The 20601-nt window shown below is 37.0% G+C and carries 21 protein-coding genes; 7 read left to right on the plus strand and 14 right to left on the minus strand.

What is annotated here, in order from left to right:
- Window positions 1–130: 130 nt before the first annotated feature.
- From HU235_RS14880 to HU235_RS14920, 9 genes are all read right to left on the minus strand, one after another.
- On the minus strand, window positions 131–1426 hold the full coding sequence (locus HU235_RS14880; RefSeq protein WP_174880694.1) for an aminotransferase family protein: 1296 nt from the start codon (window positions 1424–1426) through the stop codon (window positions 131–133).
- Window positions 1427–1451: 25 nt separating this feature from the next.
- A complete protein-coding gene (locus HU235_RS14885) occupies window positions 1452–2717 on the minus strand; it encodes a peptidase (protein WP_174880710.1) in 1266 nt (421 codons plus the stop codon).
- A 24-nt stretch (window positions 2718–2741) separates the two neighbouring features.
- Window positions 2742–3401, minus strand: coding sequence for a 3-oxoacid CoA-transferase subunit B (locus HU235_RS14890; RefSeq protein ID WP_174880695.1), 660 nt, complete (start codon window positions 3399–3401; stop codon window positions 2742–2744).
- Window positions 3386–4090: a CoA transferase subunit A gene (locus tag HU235_RS14895; protein WP_174880696.1), complete on the minus strand. Its 705-nt coding sequence runs from the start codon at window positions 4088–4090 to the stop codon at window positions 3386–3388. Before HU235_RS14895 ends, HU235_RS14890 begins: the two co-directional genes overlap by 16 nt.
- Before the next feature lie 13 nt (window positions 4091–4103).
- Window positions 4104–5441 (minus strand): aspartate aminotransferase family protein, encoded by a 1338-nt coding sequence (locus HU235_RS14900; RefSeq protein WP_174880697.1) that lies wholly within the window; start codon window positions 5439–5441, stop codon window positions 4104–4106.
- 28 nt (window positions 5442–5469) lie between these two features.
- Window positions 5470–5745 (minus strand): YokU family protein, encoded by a 276-nt coding sequence (locus HU235_RS14905; RefSeq protein WP_174880698.1) that lies wholly within the window; start codon window positions 5743–5745, stop codon window positions 5470–5472.
- 15 nt (window positions 5746–5760) lie between these two features.
- A complete protein-coding gene (gene kamA / locus HU235_RS14910) occupies window positions 5761–7164 on the minus strand; it encodes a lysine 2,3-aminomutase (RefSeq protein WP_174880699.1) in 1404 nt (467 codons plus the stop codon).
- A gap of 198 nt (window positions 7165–7362) precedes the next feature.
- Window positions 7363–8226 carry a putative beta-lysine N-acetyltransferase gene (ablB, locus tag HU235_RS14915; RefSeq protein WP_095299988.1) on the minus strand — a complete coding sequence of 288 codons (864 nt, stop codon included), beginning with the start codon at window positions 8224–8226 and terminating at the stop codon, window positions 7363–7365.
- A gap of 14 nt (window positions 8227–8240) precedes the next feature.
- Window positions 8241–9632 carry a sigma-54 interaction domain-containing protein gene (locus HU235_RS14920; RefSeq protein WP_174880700.1) on the minus strand — a complete coding sequence of 464 codons (1392 nt, stop codon included), beginning with the start codon at window positions 9630–9632 and terminating at the stop codon, window positions 8241–8243.
- Window positions 9633–10034: 402 nt separating this feature from the next.
- Here HU235_RS14920 and HU235_RS14925 point away from each other — a divergent pair, with 402 nt between their 5' ends.
- Window positions 10035–11090: a TDT family transporter gene (locus HU235_RS14925; protein ID WP_174880701.1), complete on the plus strand. Its 1056-nt coding sequence runs from the start codon at window positions 10035–10037 to the stop codon at window positions 11088–11090.
- Between the two features lie 94 nt (window positions 11091–11184).
- Here the strand turns inward: HU235_RS14925 and HU235_RS14930 are convergent, their stop codons facing one another.
- Window positions 11185–11949, minus strand: a complete 765-nt coding sequence (locus tag HU235_RS14930) for an SDR family oxidoreductase (protein WP_174880702.1) — start codon at window positions 11947–11949, stop codon at window positions 11185–11187.
- A 262-nt stretch (window positions 11950–12211) separates the two neighbouring features.
- Here HU235_RS14930 and HU235_RS14935 point away from each other — a divergent pair, with 262 nt between their 5' ends.
- On the plus strand, window positions 12212–13363 hold the full coding sequence (locus tag HU235_RS14935; RefSeq protein ID WP_174880703.1) for a S8 family peptidase: 1152 nt from the start codon (window positions 12212–12214) through the stop codon (window positions 13361–13363).
- A 225-nt stretch (window positions 13364–13588) separates the two neighbouring features.
- Here the strand turns inward: HU235_RS14935 and HU235_RS14940 are convergent, their stop codons facing one another.
- The gene (locus HU235_RS14940; RefSeq protein ID WP_174880704.1) at window positions 13589–14506 is read right to left on the minus strand and encodes a bifunctional helix-turn-helix transcriptional regulator/GNAT family N-acetyltransferase; all 918 of its coding nucleotides are present in this window, start codon (window positions 14504–14506) and stop codon (window positions 13589–13591) included.
- A gap of 343 nt (window positions 14507–14849) precedes the next feature.
- Here HU235_RS14940 and HU235_RS14945 point away from each other — a divergent pair, with 343 nt between their 5' ends.
- The 4 genes from HU235_RS14945 to HU235_RS14960 all read left to right on the plus strand — a co-directional run bounded on the left by HU235_RS14945 (window position 14850) and on the right by HU235_RS14960 (window position 18113).
- Window positions 14850–15284 (plus strand): MarR family winged helix-turn-helix transcriptional regulator, encoded by a 435-nt coding sequence (locus tag HU235_RS14945; RefSeq protein ID WP_095299982.1) that lies wholly within the window; start codon window positions 14850–14852, stop codon window positions 15282–15284.
- 80 nt (window positions 15285–15364) lie between these two features.
- Window positions 15365–15991 (plus strand): FMN-dependent NADH-azoreductase, encoded by a 627-nt coding sequence (locus HU235_RS14950; protein WP_174880705.1) that lies wholly within the window; start codon window positions 15365–15367, stop codon window positions 15989–15991.
- A gap of 345 nt (window positions 15992–16336) precedes the next feature.
- Window positions 16337–16747 (plus strand): GNAT family N-acetyltransferase, encoded by a 411-nt coding sequence (locus tag HU235_RS14955; RefSeq protein ID WP_174880706.1) that lies wholly within the window; start codon window positions 16337–16339, stop codon window positions 16745–16747.
- A gap of 385 nt (window positions 16748–17132) precedes the next feature.
- The gene (locus HU235_RS14960) at window positions 17133–18113 is read left to right on the plus strand and encodes a glycoside hydrolase family 5 protein (protein ID WP_233452235.1); all 981 of its coding nucleotides are present in this window, start codon (window positions 17133–17135) and stop codon (window positions 18111–18113) included.
- A gap of 98 nt (window positions 18114–18211) precedes the next feature.
- Here HU235_RS14960 and HU235_RS14965 read toward each other — a convergent pair whose 3' ends face one another.
- Window positions 18212–18697 carry a GNAT family N-acetyltransferase gene (locus HU235_RS14965; protein WP_174880708.1) on the minus strand — a complete coding sequence of 162 codons (486 nt, stop codon included), beginning with the start codon at window positions 18695–18697 and terminating at the stop codon, window positions 18212–18214.
- Window positions 18698–18807: 110 nt separating this feature from the next.
- Window positions 18808–18984 (minus strand): hypothetical protein, encoded by a 177-nt coding sequence (locus HU235_RS14970; protein WP_170944324.1) that lies wholly within the window; start codon window positions 18982–18984, stop codon window positions 18808–18810.
- Window positions 18985–19119: 135 nt separating this feature from the next.
- Here HU235_RS14970 and HU235_RS14975 point away from each other — a divergent pair, with 135 nt between their 5' ends.
- The gene (locus HU235_RS14975) at window positions 19120–19284 is read left to right on the plus strand and encodes a hypothetical protein (protein ID WP_170944323.1); all 165 of its coding nucleotides are present in this window, start codon (window positions 19120–19122) and stop codon (window positions 19282–19284) included.
- A 36-nt stretch (window positions 19285–19320) separates the two neighbouring features.
- Here the strand turns inward: HU235_RS14975 and HU235_RS14980 are convergent, their stop codons facing one another.
- Window positions 19321–20442, minus strand: coding sequence for a DUF6688 domain-containing protein (locus HU235_RS14980; RefSeq protein WP_233452236.1), 1122 nt, complete (start codon window positions 20440–20442; stop codon window positions 19321–19323).
- Between the last annotated feature and the right edge of the window lie 159 nt (window positions 20443–20601).

Raw genomic sequence — 20601 nt, forward strand, 5'->3', positions numbered from 1 at the left:
TCTTTAAAACTGCGAATCTCATGTTTATTTGAGATATCAAATCAACATTCATGATGGTGTAACTATTTTTCTCATATTTAAAACCTTGATTCTACTTTCAATCAAGGTTTTAATCTTTATTTTAGGAGAATTATGCATTGATAGTTTCACGTAAAATTTGAATCACTTTTTCCACTTCAGCCTTTTTAATGATGAGCGGTGGCGCAATAACAACCGTATCCTGCCCATTAAACGTAACAGCGCGGCAAATGAGGCCACGTTTAGCTGCTTCAGCAACAACCTGTGGTGAAAAAGGTGTAGTTGTCTTATTCTCTTTAAATTCAATTGCTGCCATCAACCCAAGTGCTCGAACATTTTCAATGATTTCACTTTCATTTTTAAGCTGCTTTAAACCAGCTAAAAGCTCATCACCCCGCACTTTTGCATTTGAGACAAGCTGTTCTCGTTCAATTATTTCGAGATTTTTTAATGCGATTGCACATGCTGTCGCATGACCACTGTACGTAAAACCGTGAAGAAAGGTTCCGCCAGATCGTTGTTTAAATGTCTCGTTAATCTCCTTACTTATCATCACACCACCTAATTGTGCATATCCACTTGTGATTCCCTTTGCGATACACATCATATCTGGTGTAACTCCATAATGCTCAATACCGAACCATTTTCCCGTACGACCGAAGCCTGTAATGACTTCATCAGTTATTAACAATAGATTAAATTCATCACAAATCTTCCTGACCTCTGCAAAATAATTTTCAGGTGGTATATGAACACCGCCTGCACCTTGGACTGGCTCAGCCAAAAATGCTGCGATCGATTCAGCTCCTTCCCGAATAATCAATTGTCTTAACTCATCTGTATCAAACTGGTCAACATGTAAAAAATCCGGTGCGAGAGATCCAGAAAATTCACGGAATGGCTGTAATCCTGTTGCACTTGTTGCCCCCACCGAGACACCATGATACGACTTTGTTCGTGAAATGATTTTTTTCTTTTCTGGCATACCTTTAATACTCCAGTAATGACGTGCTAATTTGTATGCAGTATCATTTGCTTCTGAACCACCAGATGTATAAAATACAGCTGATAATTGACCAGGTGCTATTTTTGCAAGCTTTGCTGCAAGGCGGATCGCTGGTTCGTTGCTAAAGGTAGCAAAGCAGGAGCTATATGCAAGCTTTGCCATTTGTTCTCTAGCAGCCTCCCCTATTTCAAGACGACCGTGGCCAATATTGACATTCCAAAGTGATGACATCCCATCAATAACAACATTTCCTTTTACATCACTTAAGTAAATTCCTTTACCTTCTCTAAAAATAAATGCCGGTCCTAACGTCTGCTGCTGTTCGATCGATGAAGTAGGATGTAAAAAATGCTGTTTATCTAACTGCTCTAGCTGGTGAATATCATCCATTTTATTTAGCATGCTTATCACCCTTTTTATGATTTTCTTATGTCTCACACCATTCGATCATTGTTAAAGCAATAATTTCCGCAGCATCAAACACCTTTTCGATTTCAATAGATTCATTCGGAAAATGGGCTTCCTCTGTTGTTCCTGGTCCAAATACGATCGTCGGAATTCCCCCGACCTTTGTTAGCAATCCTCCATCTGTTCCCCAAGGAGAGGCTTCAATAATCGGATTTTTACCGATAATCTTCTCATACGTAGACGAAATGACATGAACAAGCTCATGATTTACATCAATTGAACCGGGAACCCATCTTGCTCCAAACCATTCAACCTCAACTGGATTTTCCGCAAACCAACTGTCTATTTCCTGTAAACGTTGTAGCCAACTTTCTAGCTCGTTTTTCGCTTCGGCTATTTCCTCCTCAGGTGATACACCTAGTCTTCCTTCTAGCTTGACGAGATCTGGAACAGACGATGGCCAATCACCACCTTGTATCCGACCAAGATTTATCGGAATCGGGATTGGTATGTCATTAAATAGAGGATCAGTAATAAGGCTGTTTCTCTTTCTTTCTAGCTCCTTTATTTGATTTATAACAACAAGCGCTTTTTCAATTGCACTGACACCTTCATATCTTGTTCCCCCATGTGCAGCTCGCCCCTTTACTAATAGCCTGAACCATAATGAGCCTTGCTGCTTCGGAAATATTTTTAGATTCGTTGGTTCAGGAATAATCGCAGCATCTGCACGATAGCCACGAAGAATTGCGGCAAGCGTCCCTGCTCCACCGCTTTCTTCCTCGATCACACTTTGAAAAATGACATCACCTTTTAAAGGGATTCCTAATGCACGTATTGCTGAAATGGCAAGAAGTAACGATACATTACCTCCCTTCATGTCTGTTGCACCTCTGCCATAAAGACGCCCATCAATTATTTCCCCGCTGAATGGGTCGTGCTTCCATTGCTGTTTGTCTCCAATTGGTACAACATCAATATGGCCATTTAAAATGATAGAACGTCCTCCCCCAGTTCCCTTTAAAATCCCAATTACGTTAGGACTGCCTGAAAAATCAGTTCTCGGCGAAGAAAAATAAGGATGCTCTGTTAACTCGCTTCCTCCCGGCTCCCACACATCAATCTTCAATCCGATTTTTGTTAACGTCTCAATAATAATCGCTTGTGCCTGCTTTTCATTTCCTTGAATGCTATTTGCCTGAACTAAGCTTTTTAACAATGTTTCACCTTGGGCACGGTTCGCTTGTAGCCATTGATGAATTTGCGCTGAAAACAACTTGCTTATCACCAATTTCTCTCCCCCTTACCACTAAATGATTTTAAGATTGCTGCTTACCTTTAGCGGGGCTTCAGTTGATCCAATAACATCTTCAGCTGTATATGGTGATATAATTTCCTTTAGCACTAATCCTTCTTTTGTTACTTCGATAACTGCCATGTCTGTAATGATGAGATGGACACATTCTTTTGCAGTTAAAGGTAAATGACATGTATTTAAAATTTTTGCTTCACCTGTTTTCGTACAATGACTCATTAGAACAATTACTTTTTTCGCCTTCTTCGCAAGCTCCATTGCCCCACCAATTCCAGGGACTCGTTTTCCTGGAACGATCCAATTGGCCAAATCTCCTTTTTTACTAACCTCTAATCCGCCTAATATCGTCATATCTAAATAACCGGAACGGATCATCCCAAACGCAATTGTACTCTCAAAATAGGAGGCACCTGGGACAATTGTGACTGGAAAACCGCCTGCATTACATAAGGTCGGATTTTCCTCCCCTTTTTTCGGAGACTTCCCTAAACCGAGAATGCCGTTTTCTGCTTGAAACATAACTTCGATATCCTTCGGGAGATGATTCGGCACTAATGATGGGATCCCGATTCCTAAATTGACGATCATGCCGTTTTTTATTTCTTCAGCAGCTCGTTTTGCAATCCGATTCCTATTATCTACTCCCATACCCATTTCCAATCTACTCCTTTGCTTTGGATAACCATATCAACAAAAATACCTGGCGTCACAATTTGTTCAGGATCCAATTGACCGATTTCGACAATCTCTTCAACCTCTGCAATCGTATACGCCCCTGCCATCGCTACTAATGGATTGGTATTTCTAGCACTAGTTTCATAGATAAGATTTCCAAAGGTATCTGCCTTCTTTGCGTAGACGATCGCAATATCAGCTGTTAACGCAGTTTCAAGCAAATATTCCTTATCACCAATTGTGACCCTCTGTTTTCCACCTTCGATCATGCTGTTAATTCCAACATCTGTTAATATCCCGCCAAGACCAACACCACCAGCACGAATTCGTTCTACTAATGTTCCCTGTGGTGAGAATTCCACCTCCATTTTCCCATCTATCATTAGCTTTCCAGCAATCGGATTTGAACCGATATGGGAAACGATTAGCTTTTTTGCTCGTGCTAAACTAACCAATTTCCCAATCCCAATCGTAGGAAATCCAGCATCATTGCCAATAAGCGTTAGCTCCTTTACCCCTTTATGAATCATGCCGTTTATAAGGGTTGGTGGATTTCCAATTCCACCGAACCCACCAAATAAAATCGTACTCCCATCGTGGATATGTGCAAGGGCAGAATCCAAATTCCCTACTTTGTTTAACGACTTTTTTCCCGAGTGTTCAGACATCCTCCTTGCCTCCTTATCGAAGATCTTGTTCTATCTCTATCAATGTTTCTTTTAAAATGCGAATCAACTGATCGGTTTCTTCCTTCGTAATAATAAATGGTGGAGCAATGATTACTGCGTCACCTTGAACACCATCTTTTCCAGCTGCTGCCGGATAGAGTAATAGTCCGTTTTCTCGTGCCTTTTTAACTATTAAATCAGTTAGAGCTAGCTTTGCTTCAAAGGGCTGCTTTGTTTTTCGATCTTGAACAAATTCCAGGCCTAGCAAAAGCCCTTTCCCACGAATGTCTCCAATGATTGCTACGTCCTTTGCAACCTCCTGTAATTTATGAAATAAATAGCTTCCAATTTCCTCTGCTTTTTCCGTTAAGCGTTGTTTTTCGATATATTCAAGAACTGCTAACGAAATCGCGGCAGATTGCGGATTTGCACTATACGTATGGCCGCTCATAATCGAAGCTGATCCATTGATAATTGGTTCCATTACCTTTTCACTTACAAGTGTTGCGGCAATTGGCGTATATCCGGCACTCATTCCTTTCCCAAGTGCAATAATATCCGGCTTTACGTTCCAATGGTCAAGCCCAAATCGTTTCCCTGTCCGTCCTAGCCCTGTCATCACTTCATCTGCAATAAATAAAATGTTATATCGCTCACAAATGTCAGCGATTTTCTCGTAGTACCCTTCTGGTGGTACAAGTGCAGCACCTGAGGCTCCAACAATTGGTTCGGCAATAAACGCTGCTATATGCTCAGCTCCAATTCGATTAATTGCTGTTTCCAATTCAAAAGCACATGCTAATTGACACGATGGAGTTGTTTGCGAAAGTGGACAGCGATAACAGTATGGAGCTGAAATGGAAGGATATTCCGCCAATAATGGAACAAATCTTTCCCTTCGTTTTACATGACCTGACATTGATAACGCGCCAATTGTAATACCATGATAGCTCATCCATCGAGAGAGAATTTTTTGTTTTCGATAATCCCCTTTTTCCTGCCAGTATTGAATCGCTATTTTCATCGCTGTCTCAGTAGCTTCCGATCCACTGTTTACAAAAAAGGAAAAGTAATCCTCTTCACCATTCACTAATTCATTTAGCTTTTCGGCAAGCTGTTCCGCTGGCTTTGACGTAAATTGTGAACGATAAGCAAAGGACACCTTGCTAGCTTGATTTACCATTGCCTCAATGATTTCTGGTACTTGATGGCCAATGCTTGCCGTAACAGCTCCACTTGAACCGTCCAAATACTTCTTCCCTGTATCATCATATAAATAAATCCCTTTCCCATAGGAAATCGTCGGATAATCTTCATTCAGCATTGGTTTGATTAATAATGAACGCTGCAAAAGGGTACCTCCTCTCCCGGTAAATCGTTTAGTCGAATTTAAAATAATTTCTCTTTAATAATCTTGGCTGTGCCATTAAGTCTTTGTAGGTTATCTGTTTATGAAGCTTTGTTGTATCAATGAGTAAAAGCTGTTCTTCTATCTCCTCTATCACTCCTTCTGTCTGATATTCCATCCCACAGGAGGAGCATTTTATGCCAGGTGTTTCTCCTATTTCAATTGCCCTTGTTCCGTCAGGGAGCTCCCAATACACAGTTTTTGAAACCTGGGATACATTTTCTGATTCACACCAGTCACATTTCATCACGATTCCTCCTTGCTATTCTGGTTTGTTATCCTTTAGCTTCTTAAGCTGTGCCTGGTATTTTTTCTCCTTTAATTCATCACGTTTTTCCCGCTTTTCCTTTAAAGAGGAATAAGTTTGACTTTGCTGAAAGCTTTTCCGACGGTCATAGCGCTCTAGAGATTGAGGAATAAGTGTTGTTTGCTCGTCATTCATTAAACCGCTAATTCCAATTTTTGAAGGGTCTAAGTTCTCCGATGGATAAATGCTTTGAAAATAGTCATCAGCTCTGCCAGATACGTAGTTTTCTGGCTCAGGATATGTTGTAATGACCCCTTCAAAATTTCGTAAAACTGTTTTCGTTGGACTTTGGGAAATGAGGTAGTTAGGTTGTAGTGTGATTTTCCCACCGCCGCCTGGAGCATCGACAACGAAGGTTGGTACTGCATACCCACTCGTATGACCACGCAGGCCTTCGATAATTTCCAATCCTTTCGATATTGGAGCGCGGAAATGTCCGATACCTTCGGAAAGATCACATTGGTAAATATAATATGGGCGAACACGAATTTTCACTAAGTCGTGCATTAATTTTTTCATAATTGGGACACTATCGTTTATTCCGGCCAATATGACAGCTTGATTACCAACAGGAACACCGGCATCGACAAGCATTTCACAAGCTCTCTTTGATTCTTCGGTAATTTCAATTGACGTATTAAAATGAGTATTAAGCCAAACCGGGTGATACTTTTTCAAGATTGAGCAAAGATTTTCGGTGATTCGTTGTGGAAAGACGACAGGTGCTCTAGTCCCGATACGGATAATTTCAACATGTGGGATGTCTCGTAGATTTTTTAATATATACTCTAGAATCGTATCATTAATGAGTAGCCCATCACCGCCAGAAAGAAGGACATCTCTCACTTGAGGTGTTTGGCGAATATAATCTATTGCTGCATCTAACTGTTTCTTTGGAACACCCATGCCAATCTGACCGGAAAAACGTCTTCTCGTACAATAGCGACAATACATGGAGCATTGATTTGTGACAAGAAACAGCACTCTGTCTGGATATCTGTGAGTGAGCCCTGCAACAGGTGAATCCTCATCCTCTTCAAGCGGATCTTCTAAATCATATTTTGTTTTATGCAGCTCGGCACCAATTGGGACAGATTGCATTCGAATCGGACAACGAACATCAGATGGGTTCATTAATGATGCATAGTAGGGAGTGATATTTAGAGGTATTGTTTTTGTTGAAATTTTCACACCTTCTTCTTCCTCAGGTGTCAAATCAATAACTTTTTTTAAATCATCTAATGTTCTAATCGTATTTGTTAGCTGCCAAATCCAATCATTCCATTTTTCATCTGATACATCCTTCCAAAGCTCAATATCTTTCCAATGTCTGCTTGGTTTATATAAATCATGGAGCATACAACAGTTCCCCTTTCATTTGCTTTTCACTTTATATGTTGCAAAAACCGTGCCAACAAATAAATGAAGATAATGTAAGATAAAAAGCAAAGAAAAAGGAGCAGCTGCCAAAAAACCGGCAAAACTCTCGACACTCATCTCAAGTTTTTTTGCTGAAAATTTAGCATCATGCTTAAAATTCAGCATTGAATAGTTTATTTATAGAGGTTTGAAATTCGCTAAATCCTTAACCCAAATATTCATATCCTCGAGTTTATCGAAAATATAACAATTATTCGTTAGCCTTCCTTGATAGGTATAGCCTAACTGATGAAAAGCAGCATTCATCCCGAATGATAACGCCCTAGCGATCGAATAAACACAATAGATTCCGTTGTTTTTAAGCTCCTCCTCGATAAGAAAAATGAGCTTTTTCATCAATCCATATTTGCGATGCTCTTGTAATGTTGCACAATCGGTAATTTCCGCGTTATGAAACAGCTCATTTCTCTCTGCAGAAGCCGCGCTAACAAGCTTTCCTTCGCATTCAACAACAAAAAAAATGACACCTGCCTCAAGTACTTTCTCTATATAAGCAGCATCATTCATTGGCGTTGGATAGATCGAAAAGACCGTTTTATATAAATCTGCTAAACCTTTTGCATCTTGTTTTTCAGCACGTCTAATGTAATAGTTCTTTGGGAGTTCGCTTACATGTTTCTTATCTTGTTTATCATAAATCGCTCTTAAAATCTCATCCTCCTTTACCCAAAATTTGCTGATTCTTCGGTCATTATCTTTGTATAACGTCATAATGTAATTATCTGTTCCATTAAAATATCCCTTTATGATTGCTTCTAATTCAAAGCCATTTGACATTAATTGTTGCCAATGTTCTGGTCTAGAATAGAAGATTACTTTTTTTATAGAATAGAATTCGACAGACTTTTCTAGCTCGATGAGGATATTTGTCATATTTCCCCGGTAATAATCTATGCGGATCCGCTCATTAAAATGATCGATAAAAAGCTCTACGATATAGTCAGATGCGAATACTTTTTTCGTTTCATAAGTTGAGCTCATCATTTCTCCTCCAATCATTTCAACTGAATACGATATTTTTTCATTTTATATTGTAATGTTTGTCTTGGAATCTCTAAAATTGCTGCTGCTTTTTGCACATTTCCATTTGCAACCTGTAAAGCTTGACGTATTAATGCTTGCTCGGTTCTCTCTACAGTGATTCGTAATGGTTTCAACGTTGTCTTTTCGTTAAGCGGCCGTTTTTTAATAAAAGCAGGTAGGTGTTCCTGTGTCATCATGTTTCCTTCCGTCATGTTCATCGCATATTCAATCACATGCTCTAGTTCACGAACATTCCCGGGCCAATGGTGCATCTTAAGTTGGTCAAGCACTTGTTGAGCAACCGTGACCACCTGCTTATGCAGGCTTTCATTGTACTTATTAACGAAATGATGAATTAATAGCTCAAGATCATTTTCCCTAGAACGTAAAGGAGGAACTTCAAGATAAAAAACATTTAATCGATAAAACAAATCTGACCGAAGCAGCTGTTTTTCCATACAAGCGTACGGGTCTTCATTCATTGCAACAACCATTCGTACATTGACGACATATGCTTCGGTTCCACCAACTCGACGAATAACACCATCCTCGAGTACTCGTAATAGTTTCGTTTGGAAATCTATAGGCATCGCTTGGATTTCATCGAGAAACAATGTACCTCCATGGGCCAGTTCAAATAAGCCAGCGCGATCGACTGAGCCTGTAAAGCTTCCTTTTTTTGTCCCAAATAGAATGCTTTCAAGAAGTGAGTCTGGTAATGAAGAACAATTTTGTGCGATAAATGGACCATTCTTACGTGAGGATGAATTGTGAATGGATTGAACGAGTAATTCCTTACCTGTACCGGTTTCTCCATAAATGATAATGGGAGACGAGCTTGTTGCAGCTTTTTTTCCAAGGGCAATAACCTGTTTCATATGATGACTATCTGTCACAATATCTTCCCATTGATACTTTGCCCCGATGTTTAGCTTCGGTTTAATTTTACTTTGATTCACTTTTTCCTGAAGCTCCAATAGCTTTTGTGATAATTGTCTCACCTTTGATAAATCCTTGCCTATTTCAACCGCACCGGCAATTTTATTTCCAACGATAATCGGTAACGTCGTATTTATCGTATCAATGAGCTGTCCTTTTATATTTTTATACGTTTGTGGTTGTTGATAAATGGCTTTTCCTGTTTCAATTACTTTTAGCAATGTGCTTGTATGTCTCGTTAGTGAAGGAAATACATCCAATAGGTATTTCCCAAGCACTTCCTCAATCTCTACTCCATCATGATGTGCTGCCACTTGATTATAATAAATCGTCACACCGTCAGCATTCACCACATGGATCGCCTCGTCAATACTGCTTAAGATCGCTTCAAGCATTTGCTTCGTCTCAAAATTTTCCAAAAACATGTAAACACCTCTAAGTAAGTGACATATCTACTATAAAGGTATTAACGAAATCCGCTAACTATTCTCTATCTCATTTTGAATTGGCGCTATTAACCAAAATTGTTAGTTTCTAATGCAGTGTTCGCTTTCTGCGGGTAGTTTGGAATCAACCTTTTGCCTTTGTGACTGTTGGTGCTCCTTTTTACATGCGTTTCTTTGCGAGAGTCTCACATATCTTCTCAAAAAACAAGTAATACTGCTAATTTATAAAGTACATTCCATATAAATATAGTTTTGCTCGAAATAGTCACAAAAAGTTCAAAAATATGTTAAAATCAAAAAATTAGGTTTTTCGTTTGTAGATTCAAATGCTGAACAAAATGTCAGCTACACGGAATAGATGAATTGGAGTGTAGAGTTTCAATGAAGTTACATGCAGAAACGAAGAATAAGCGTGCTTTACCATTAATTGATGTATCCTCAGGTTCAATCGTTATGGCAATTGGTATTTTTTTAATTGGAGCGATTCAGCAGTTTTCCTTTTTAAACCAACATTTAAGTACGGTTTTAACCTTTTCCTTACTTTGCTTTTGGTTCATGTTAGTTCTTACTTTTTTTCTCTCGGTATGGCGTGAAGCATATCGGCAATATTTAACAAAGCACCCTATTACCTTTTTTGGCGTCGGCACTTGGATTGCCTCAACGTCTGTCATTGGAAATTTATTTGTCCTACGGTTTCCTTCAAGCCTGCTAGCTATTAAAGGATTGCTCATTTTAAACCTTGTGCTTTGGAGCTTTTTTATTGTTTTTTGTATGAAACAACTTAAAACGATTATAAAAAATGGTCACATCTTTGAAACACATGGAGCAATATTGCTTTCTACCGTTAGTACGCAATCAATTGCGATTCTTATGATCAATACAGATAGCCCATTTTCACATACTTCATTGATTGATGGCTTTATCCTTATCGGGATTATGTTTTACATCATATCTATCATTCTGCTAATTATGCGATTTTCAAAAAAATTTCGTAATATTCATGAATGGAAAAATACCGATTGCATTATCCATGGTGCTGTTTCAATAACAGGTTTGTCGATGACGCTTTCTGGGCATTTCAGTTCTTTTTCTTTGTCGATGATTTGGTATGCTGCTTTTAGTTTATTTGTATTTGTTGAATTCATAGAGGTTATTCGAGGTGTTAAGAGAATAAAAGATTATGGATTAAAAAAAGGGATTTTCACCTATCATGTTTCACAATGGAGCCGTAATTTTACCTTTGGAATGTTCTATCTCTTCACATTGCGTTTATTAGAAAACTACTCTACTGAGAATACTTTACTTTTTCAAAAGCTAGTACTTTATCCACTTGGGTGGATTGTCCTTCTATTATTGTTAATACAAATTTCAATTTTTTCTTATTCTGCTTTTCTGATGAAAGAGATTCAAACCCTTGCAAAACATTCTACGACATAAATTGTTACATTAGCGTTTCCTTCCGTTTCCCATACCGGTAATATCGTATTCAGTAAAGAGGTCAAGCAATCGCTTGACTTCTTTCTTATTTCATTCATAGAAATTCAGGATTATTTTTCAAAAAATTCTCCCATGCTTGCTTAGTACCTACATCAATTTCTGCCTTTGAGGCATTAAGTCTTTTCTCAGAATCACCATAGCCAATTTCGATTGTACCTGTAGCGAATCGATCGAAAACTGAATCTGCAAAATCATCCAATGGTGCCCCCATCGTATGAATCCCTGCTCCACCTAAGTCAGTATTCACAGCCGGCGGAAACACTTCAATGACGGAAACATTTGTCTCTGCAAGCTGGTGCCTTAATGATACCGAAAACGAATGAATCGCTGCTTTTGTTGCACTATAAATCGGTACCCAAACACCAGGTCTAAGAGCCAAGCCTGAAGAAATATTTATAATCGATGCTGTCTCCTGTTTAAGGAAATATGGTAGAAATAGCATTGATAAATGCATTGGTCCCTCTATATTTATTGCAATTTCCTTTTGATACTCCTTCCATTCCTTTTCAGGCTTCAAAAGGTTTATCCTTTGCTGAATTCCAGCATTGTTAATTAAAACATTAATCGCGGGAAATTCATTCACTACCCATTGATACAATGCTTCCCGTTCTGCTTCAACTGCTACATCACATGTTTTTATATGGATAGAAGGAATTTTCTCCTTTGCTTCTCTTAGCTTCTCTTCTCTGCGCCCAACGATGATTACTTCATTATTTTTTTCGATAAATCTCTCAGCAAGTGCTAACCCAATTCCCGAAGCACCACCAGTAATTAAAACCGTATTTCCATTTATCCTCATGTTCTCTCCTCCTTTTCATTTATGGAATGACTTCCTCTTTTCTAGCCAAAATCTCTATTTATTTTTAGCACTAATTGTAAATCTATGCTACTTATTCATTTCTATTTTACAAAAGCTACCATATTATACTTTGATTAACAATTCTATTTAAACTTCCTATTCTTTTGCCCAAATCAACCAAAACTAGTTAGATCGTACACCCCCTATTCATTCCTTCCACATATATTGCCATTAACTTTAGAAGAATAGGAGGTTATGAAACATGATGGTTTGGATTGGTATTTTTGGGATTCTTGCTGTCCTCGCCATTCTCTTATCGGTTTGGATCACATCAAAAAACTCTACTTCTGACTCCTTTGCAGAAAAACAATTAATTGTGAAATTTGTGGATGATACACCGGTAGAGAAAATAGAAGAGATCAACAAAAAAATGAAGTGTACGCTTTTAGACGAAAATACAGATTTAGGTATTCAAGTCATCCAATCAAAAAGAAGCGTTAAGCGAATGCTCAAAAAATATAATAAATTTGCAGAAATTGAGTACGTTGAACCGAATTATATTTACAAAGCTTCCTATCAACCAAATGATACGTATTTCTCCTACCAATATGCTCCAAATAAAATCGAAGCCCCTTCAGCATGGGATATTACGCAAAGCAATAGTACGATTAGAATCGCGATTGTTGATACCGGAGTTCAACTCAATCATCCGGATCTAGTGAATAAGCTGTTACCTGGTTATGATTTTGTTAATCGTGATGCAAGCCCAGAGGATGGGAATGGTCATGGAACACATGTCGCTGGGATTGCTGCTGCAATGACTAATAACGCTCGAGGAATTGCGGGGATTGCCCCACTAGCATCAATTTTACCTGTTCGAGTTTTGGATAATAATGGTAGTGGACTGTTAAGCGATATTGCAAACGGGATTATTTACGCAGTGAACCAAGGGGCACAAGTCATTAATTTAAGTCTTGGTGGAGCTCAAGGGGCAACAACTCTACAAAATGCGATCGATTACGCTTGGAGCAGAGGTGCTGTCATTGTTGCTGCTGCAGGAAATAACGGTGTCTCAACTCCGACCTACCCCGCGAATTATTCAAATGTTATTGCCGTCGCTTCCACAGATTCAGCTGACCGAAAATCATCTTTTTCTAACTACGGCAGATGGGTTGAGGTTGCAGCACCAGGGTCAAATATTTTATCTACCTATACAGGAAGCTATTATGCCTATTTAGATGGCACTTCAATGGCTTCCCCACAAGTTGCAGGCCTTGCTGCACTTTTAGCTGGCCAAGGAAGAAGCAACACGGAAATACGCTCAATTATTCAAAATACAGCTGACCCAGTCCCAGGAACCGGCACATATTGGATTTATGGACGAGTGAATGCAAACCGCGCTGTCCGTTCTTAAGTTACGACTCCTTCATATACTAGCTTGCAAACAACAAATCAACCACCCGTCGTAATGACGGGTGGTCTGCTAATTGCTTAACACATTTGTTACTAACTTCTTTTGTCGAAGTCACAAAGCTATATTTTTACATTTGATTCTTTTTTTTAAAATCTTCAACTGTAAATGGATATATTCATTTATACTGTTTCTTTTATCAATTTGTGTTGATTGTTAGGTACTCTATCATGTTAATTCCAAATCCCAACGTTCCTCAACAAGCTTTTGCCCCCATAATAATTGTTCCTCTTTTACTTCAGTCATTTTAAAACCAAATTTCTCATATAATGGTCTTGCAATCAGCATATCACTAACTGTCCAAAGAAAAATTCTTTCATAATTATGCTCTTTGCAATAATCAACAATCGACTTGATAAGTTGAGTCCCTACTCCCCTTTTTTGAAATACCGGGTTTACCAAGAACCACCTTAACTGCCCTACTTGTTTATCATCATTTACCAAACCAATACAACCTGCAAATTGTCCACCTATTTCAGCTATCCAAATTTTTTCTATTTCAGCTTCAAATGTCTCATGAAGATAGGATAAGAAACTTTCATCCCACTTATGTACTTGGTTATAAAATGACCATTGATTTTCAATCATGTTTGCTACATCTTCAGAAGTGTAATAACTCCTAATAGAAATAACATCTTCCTTTTTATTAAATGAATGAGAGAGAATTTCTTGTATCGTGTTCATAGAAGAGACAAGCTTTTGCTGTTGAACATGATCTAAATTTTCAAGAATATATTCTACTTGTTGGTTCGCTTTTTTCTCCAACTCTTTATAAATTAATTTCCCATGCTCTGTCACATATAAAAAATGATTACGTCCGTCCTCTTTACACTTTTGTTTATAAATTATCTTTTCCTTTTCGAATTTTTTAGTAATTCTACTTACATAACCACCATCCAATTCTAATTTTTCCTGAATAAATTTGGCAGTACAATTACTAGTGTTATAAATTTCAAATAAAATACGAGTTTCAGTTAAAGAAAATGGGCTGTCATAAATATATTCATTTAAAAACCCTAAAACGTTAGTATAAAAACGATTAAACTTTCTAACTTCTGATACATTTGAAACAGTTAAATTTGTCATATCTAATCAACTCCTTAGCTTTAAAATAATTGACTTTGTCAACTATAAGAAAAGGATAAAACAATATAGTTGCTAAAGTCAACTATTGTTTTATCCTTTTACAATTGAAAAAATCCTTTATAAAGAGAAGAATCATTTGAACTGTATGGTTGCATATTTAACAAAACTTAGCACTTATCCTATACGATTGTTTTTAAAATTTACCAGCCTTATTTTTCATCATTAAAACACATCCTATCATTGTGCCAAATCAGCTAAGTTCTTTATGATTGACATCTATCATCGTACTATTTATACTTACACTTATATTTAGTATGTATAGCAACTAAAAAGAGGGATTCACTTGAAATTTTCGTTTCAGGATTATATAAGTATTAAAATACACAAAACTGATTTGCTTCTTAGTAGCTTTATAAAAGCGAAATTAGAACCGTTTAATTTGGCACCTGAACAGAACCTCATTATGATGCTTCTATGGGAAAATGATGGATTAACACAGAACGAGCTTGTCAAAAGGTTAGATAAAGATAAGACGAACATTGCAAGAATGGCATCTAGTCTTGAAAAAAAAGGGTTTATTAAGCGAAGCGAATGTCCGAATGATCGCCGCTCAGTAAAGCTTTATCTAACTGAATGTGGCAAGGAGCTTGGTACTAGTGTGATTCCTATTGCCGAACAGTTCAATGAGATCGTACGAAATGGACTGACGAATGAAGAGCTATTAGAATTAGATAGACTGCTTTCGAAAATCACCGAAAATGTCCGCTCCTTCAGTTAGATTGGACTTTTCCCCTTACATTTGTTGCTGTAACAACTAATAAAGTTTGAAATACTTATTATTTTTGGAGGTTTTTTTTAATGGCAAACGTATTATTTATTAAAGCAAACAATCGACCTATTGAACAGGGAGTAAGTGTAAAGCTATACCACACTTTCCTTGATAGCTACAAAGAAGCTCATCCAGATGATGTTATTACAGAGTTAGATTTATTCGCAGAAAATTTACCATACTATGATAATGACAAAATTAACGGTATGTATAAGCTTGCAAATGGGTATGACCTTACACCAGCAGAAAAGGAAGCAACTGATTTAGTTACTAAATACTTAAATCAATTTTTAAGTGCTGATAAAATTGTATTTGCATTCCCATTATGGAACTTTACAGTACCAGCTGTTCTTCACACATATTTAGATTATTTAGCACAAGCCGGAAAAACATTCCGCTATACTGCTGAAGGTCCAGTTGGCTTACTTCCTGATAAAAAGGTTGCTCTTTTAAATGCAAGAGGCGGCATTTATTCAGAGGGTCCTGCAAAGTCATCCGAAATGGCTGTTAACTATGTGAATGCAATGCTAAGCTTCTGGGGAGTAACAGACATTACTTCTGTCATCATTGAAGGTCATAACCAATTCCCTAATGAAGCAGAAGGCATTATTGCAAAAGGTCTTGACGAAGCTGCTGCTGTTGCTAAACAATTTTAATGAAACGAGACATGGATTTCTATTTAATCCATGTCTTTTTATTTAGCTCTTTTTCTGAAAAGATTGTTATTTTTGCATAAGAGTTGATTGGAGTTACTTACGACACTGCTTCGGGATGCATGGTAGAGGTGGAACATAAGCAGGTACTTCGCGGTAAGTGAGTACTATTGTGACCTTCAAGCAAAAACCACAATTAAGTAAAAAGCAATAAGTTTACGAAAATAGCATTTTTATTTATATAGGAATCCCCTTTAGTAAGTCCCCCATTTTTCCTATAAAAAAGCTTTTTATATGCCTAAAAAATGATAGAATAATAACAATCTATGCAATAAGGGGGAGACTTACTTGGAAAGCAATGTACAGCTTACATACAAATTAAATGTACCACTTGATCCAAAGGATGTTGCAAATGTTTTCAAAGAATCTGGGATTAAACGCCCTGCTGATGATTTACCAAGAATCAAGCAGATGATTGACAATGCCGATCTCACCTTTAGCGCTTGGGATCAAAATAAATTAGTTGGGATTGCTAGAGCTATTACAGATTATTGCTATTGCTGTTACTTATCTGATTTAGCAATCGATAAAGCCTATCAACATAAAGGGATTGGAAAGCACTTAGTCGAACTGCTACAGGAAGAATTAGGAGAAACGGTTGCCCTAATATTATTATCTTCTCCAATTGCAATGGATTACTATCCACATATTGGCTTTGAGAAAATTGATAATGGATTTAGAATAGCACGTAAAAATTAGATTGATTATAGAGGGGAATAGCAATCCCCTCCTATTGTTATTATTTCTTCTCCAAGCTTCTATCCACTTTTATTAAGCATTCGATTAGCTAACTCCTTTCAATTTCCCTTTCGTTCAACTATAACGACTAAAGTCACAATAATGATTGATAATCCTACGAAAAAATATCCATTTTTCTGATTTCCACAAAATTATATTTTCTTTTATAAATAGCACTGATAAAATAATAATTGCAACTAGTTAAGTTAACGATTAACACATATCTTTATATTATTACCTTATTTTGAAAGCGTTATCTCCGTTTTTAACCCTTTCTTAAGAAAGGAGTGTGATTCGGCGAAAAGAAAGGGTTGAAATAAATAATTAATTAGAGGTGATAATAATGATGTTTCGTAAAAGTTTTGTATTTATATTAGGTCTCTTTTTTGTTTTCTCTACATCCCTATTTTTCTTCCATTCAGAGGCAAAAGCAGCTACCAGTTTTTATGTAAGCGGAAATACCCTATATGATGCAACTGGTAAGCCATTTGTTATGAGAGGCGTGAACCATGGACATTCCTGGTTTAAAAATGATTCAGCAACCGCAATCCGTGCTATCGCTTCTTCAGGAGCAAATACTGTAAGAATTGTTCTATCAAATGGCACCCAGTATACAAGAGATGATATGAATACTGTCAAAAATCTTATTACTCTTGCCGAACAGAACAAGCTTATTGCTGTTTTAGAGGTTCATGATGCAACTGGTAAGGATGACTTCACCTCATTAAACAGCGCAGTCGATTATTGGATAAGCATTAAAGATGCACTTATAGGAAAGGAAGATAAAGTTATTATTAATATTGCAAATGAATGGTATGGTACGTGGGATGGAGCTAATTGGGCAAATGGCTACAAGCAGGCGATTCCGAAGCTAAGAAATGCGGGATTAAAACATACGTTAATAGTTGATGCTGCAGGCTGGGGACAATATCCCGCTTCCATTCATAACTATGGAAAAGATGTGTTTAATTCTGATCCTTTGAAGAACACGATGTTCTCCATCCATATGTATGAGTATGCTGGAGCTGATTCAGCAACTGTTAAAGCAAATATTGATGGTGTCATCAATCAAGGATTAGCTTTGATTATTGGTGAATTCGCCCATTGGCATTCAAATGGAAATGTTGATGAACAAACAATATTAAGCTATTCACAGCAACGTGGTGTTGGTTGGTTAGCATGGTCCTGGAAAGGAAATAGCTCTGAATTAAGTTACTTAGATATGTCTAATGATTGGGCCGGTACAAGCTTAACATGGTGGGGAGATTACATTATAAATGATACTTATGGGTTAAAAGCTACAGCTAAACGAAGTGGAGTATACTAAAGAAAGCTCTATTATCTATTCAAAGAGAAGGATCATACTTCTTAGTAGAGTTTGATCCTCTCAGTTCATGATGGCTAGCTTATGCTCCGAGAACATTTTTAACTAGACCAATAAATTAATTCAGTAGTTTCCAAGACGATATGAAGCCCAATCTTCTCTAAAACTCTTTTAGATGCAAGATTATGTGGGTTACATGTTGCTGTTACCTTTTTTACATTTTGTTGGAAAAGCCCCCATTGAACAAGGGCTTTTCCACTTTCGGTTGCATAGCCTTTTCCCCGATATTCTGGCACAATACTGTAGCCGATATCAATTTCTCCCTTTTCATTTGGGCCACCCTTAAATCCGATATCACCTATAATCACTTTGTCTTTTTTATGGATAATTATCCATTCCCAGCTTTCCTCTTCAGGCTTTACCGTAAAGCGGTCAATTTTGTATGGAAATAGTTCAAGATATACTGGCAACGGCCAGTCCTTCGCTTGTTTAAAAGGAAGCTTCTCAGGCTGATGAAGTAGAATCGCCTTCATCATTTCCTTTGTAAACGTATGTAACAATAAATTTTCTGTTTCAATAATTGGCATGTGTTCCTCCAATTTAAGTTTATTTACGTTATTGATGTATACACTAGATTACCAATTTAATTGTCGCTTTAATAGAAATTGAAAAATCGTCCTCTTAAATTTGCAAACTATTAATTATCTAAATCATTATCAAGAAATGACTTCTTTTCTTCTTTTATCCCATATTTATCTTCGAGAAATTTTCCAATGATTGAGCTATTTATTCCCTTTCTTACAGCTGTTTCAATTACAACATATAGAATAAATAGTCCTATTAAATAAGCAATAATTGAGAATATGATGTCCAAATGAAAGCCCTCCTACTAAATATCTATAAATTACCATATATTTTTTATCGTTTTTTAGCAAGCTAAAGTTTGTCCTAAAATGAATAAATTAACAATTACTAAGCATTCTAATCATGTATGTAGGAGGTGAAACAAATGCCCAATCGTTCAAATCAAAATGACACACAAAAAAACGCTCTGAAAAACAGTCAACAATCAGGTTCTAATTATCATAAGCAACATGCAGGAAATGTTGAAGGTTACGGTGAACCATATCCAACAGCTACTAATACTAGCGATACATCTGAAACGACAAAATAATTGATACCCTGAGTGAATGGATCCTTCCTTCACTCTTTATTTTCGCAGCTCACTATATTGAACATGTATTCGATTTTCAGGATTTTTATCGACCGTATACAGTACGATAAGGAAAAACCATTCTAAAGGCTTCATCAAAAGATAAATGACATCTGCTGACCATTTCGAATGAATATGCTTACTTATAGGATAACCGTATTTGTCATAAAAATTGCGGATGATTTTATGGATTGTTGGCACATACTGCTCAAGAATGTTTTCGAACGCATTCGCTATAAGTAATTGACGGTTGACAGGAATCCGCTCTCCTCTTCGAATTCCCGCGCGAATTGGTCTAACCAATTTCTTATGTCCTTTAGCGGAAACTGTACATAAGTAATGTCCATCTCCAGACACCATTTCTGGCTTTGGAGCCGGAATCATTGAATAGTTAAACGAGCTTGTTTCAAGAAACACACGGATCAAGCTATCTGGTCGTTGCCCAAACAACACTAAAATGAATTGAATAATAACCAATATGGGAAAAAAGGTAATCATCCATAGCTTTGACATCTGTTGATATTGACCCGAAACTTTATATAGAGCAAGTAAAAATCGATTTCTCTCGTTTATTCCCTTTTTACTTAGACTAGTAAGAAAATGATTTAACGACTCTTTTAATGCAGCGATATATAAAAAACATAATGATAAAAAGCAGATTTGCAAAAGTGTAACTACGAAGTAATCACCATCATGTAAAAATCCAGTATGTGTAAGATAAGCTCCGGCAAACATGATATTTATTATGATGATTGTACTGCATAACACATAAAGGATCGGTGATAAAGCAACGTGAAAGAAGGCAATTAGGCAAAAGCAAATAAACCCGACTATGAATAATGCGATAACAGAATCAATATATTCATTTGCAAGTGATGCATATCCATTAGCCTTTTGACCAGTAACTTCAAAGATCAGCAACGGCTCGCCAGCTTCAACAGCTTGACCATTGAAAGAAAACCCAAACGTAAGCAAGCAAAGGATGATGAGAGACGAAAAGCAATCGATTATCGTTATTCTCCCCTTTCCCTGTTTTGTAGACTTAAAGCTTTGGAGCATTCGAATAAAGCTATAAATAGGAATAAAAATAAATAAGAGTAGTAGAAGCCAAAGTACCACACAAATCACCTCTCATGAACAAAAATTTTATTTATATTTATTTTGGAAGGTTAATTATGATTAATAGTATATCGTCTAATATCCCTCTTAACATTCATAAAGAAGTTCAATAATCATTATAGTGACATATCTACATAGAATTATTAGGTATGTTTATAC

This window comes from Metabacillus niabensis (assembly GCF_902829255.1).
GTDB classification, from domain to species: domain Bacteria; phylum Bacillota; class Bacilli; order Bacillales; family Bacillaceae; genus Metabacillus; species Metabacillus niabensis.

What these genes read in the sequence shown, in the direction of transcription:
- HU235_RS14890 (WP_174880695.1), bottom strand. Translation starts at nt 3,401, where the DNA reads ATGGGTATGGGAGTAGATAATAGGAATCGGATTGCAAAACGAGCTGCT.
- ablB (WP_095299988.1), bottom strand. Translation starts at nt 8,226, where the DNA reads ATGAGCTCAACTTATGAAACGAAAAAAGTATTCGCATCTGACTATATC.
- HU235_RS14895 (WP_174880696.1), bottom strand. Translation starts at nt 4,090, where the DNA reads ATGTCTGAACACTCGGGAAAAAAGTCGTTAAACAAAGTAGGGAATTTG.
- HU235_RS14925 (WP_174880701.1), top strand. Translation starts at nt 10,035, where the DNA reads ATGAAGTTACATGCAGAAACGAAGAATAAGCGTGCTTTACCATTAATT.
- HU235_RS14935 (WP_174880703.1), top strand. Translation starts at nt 12,212, where the DNA reads ATGATGGTTTGGATTGGTATTTTTGGGATTCTTGCTGTCCTCGCCATT.
- HU235_RS14920 (WP_174880700.1), bottom strand. Translation starts at nt 9,632, where the DNA reads ATGTTTTTGGAAAATTTTGAGACGAAGCAAATGCTTGAAGCGATCTTA.
- kamA (WP_174880699.1), bottom strand. Translation starts at nt 7,164, where the DNA reads ATGCTCCATGATTTATATAAACCAAGCAGACATTGGAAAGATATTGAG.
- HU235_RS14960 (WP_233452235.1), top strand. Translation starts at nt 17,133, where the DNA reads ATGTTTCGTAAAAGTTTTGTATTTATATTAGGTCTCTTTTTTGTTTTC.
- HU235_RS14965 (WP_174880708.1), bottom strand. Translation starts at nt 18,697, where the DNA reads ATGCCAATTATTGAAACAGAAAATTTATTGTTACATACGTTTACAAAG.
- HU235_RS14940 (WP_174880704.1), bottom strand. Translation starts at nt 14,506, where the DNA reads ATGACAAATTTAACTGTTTCAAATGTATCAGAAGTTAGAAAGTTTAAT.
- HU235_RS14905 (WP_174880698.1), bottom strand. Translation starts at nt 5,745, where the DNA reads ATGAAATGTGACTGGTGTGAATCAGAAAATGTATCCCAGGTTTCAAAA.
- HU235_RS14880 (WP_174880694.1), bottom strand. Translation starts at nt 1,426, where the DNA reads ATGCTAAATAAAATGGATGATATTCACCAGCTAGAGCAGTTAGATAAA.
- HU235_RS14950 (WP_174880705.1), top strand. Translation starts at nt 15,365, where the DNA reads ATGGCAAACGTATTATTTATTAAAGCAAACAATCGACCTATTGAACAG.
- HU235_RS14975 (WP_170944323.1), top strand. Translation starts at nt 19,120, where the DNA reads ATGCCCAATCGTTCAAATCAAAATGACACACAAAAAAACGCTCTGAAA.
- HU235_RS14930 (WP_174880702.1), bottom strand. Translation starts at nt 11,949, where the DNA reads ATGAGGATAAATGGAAATACGGTTTTAATTACTGGTGGTGCTTCGGGA.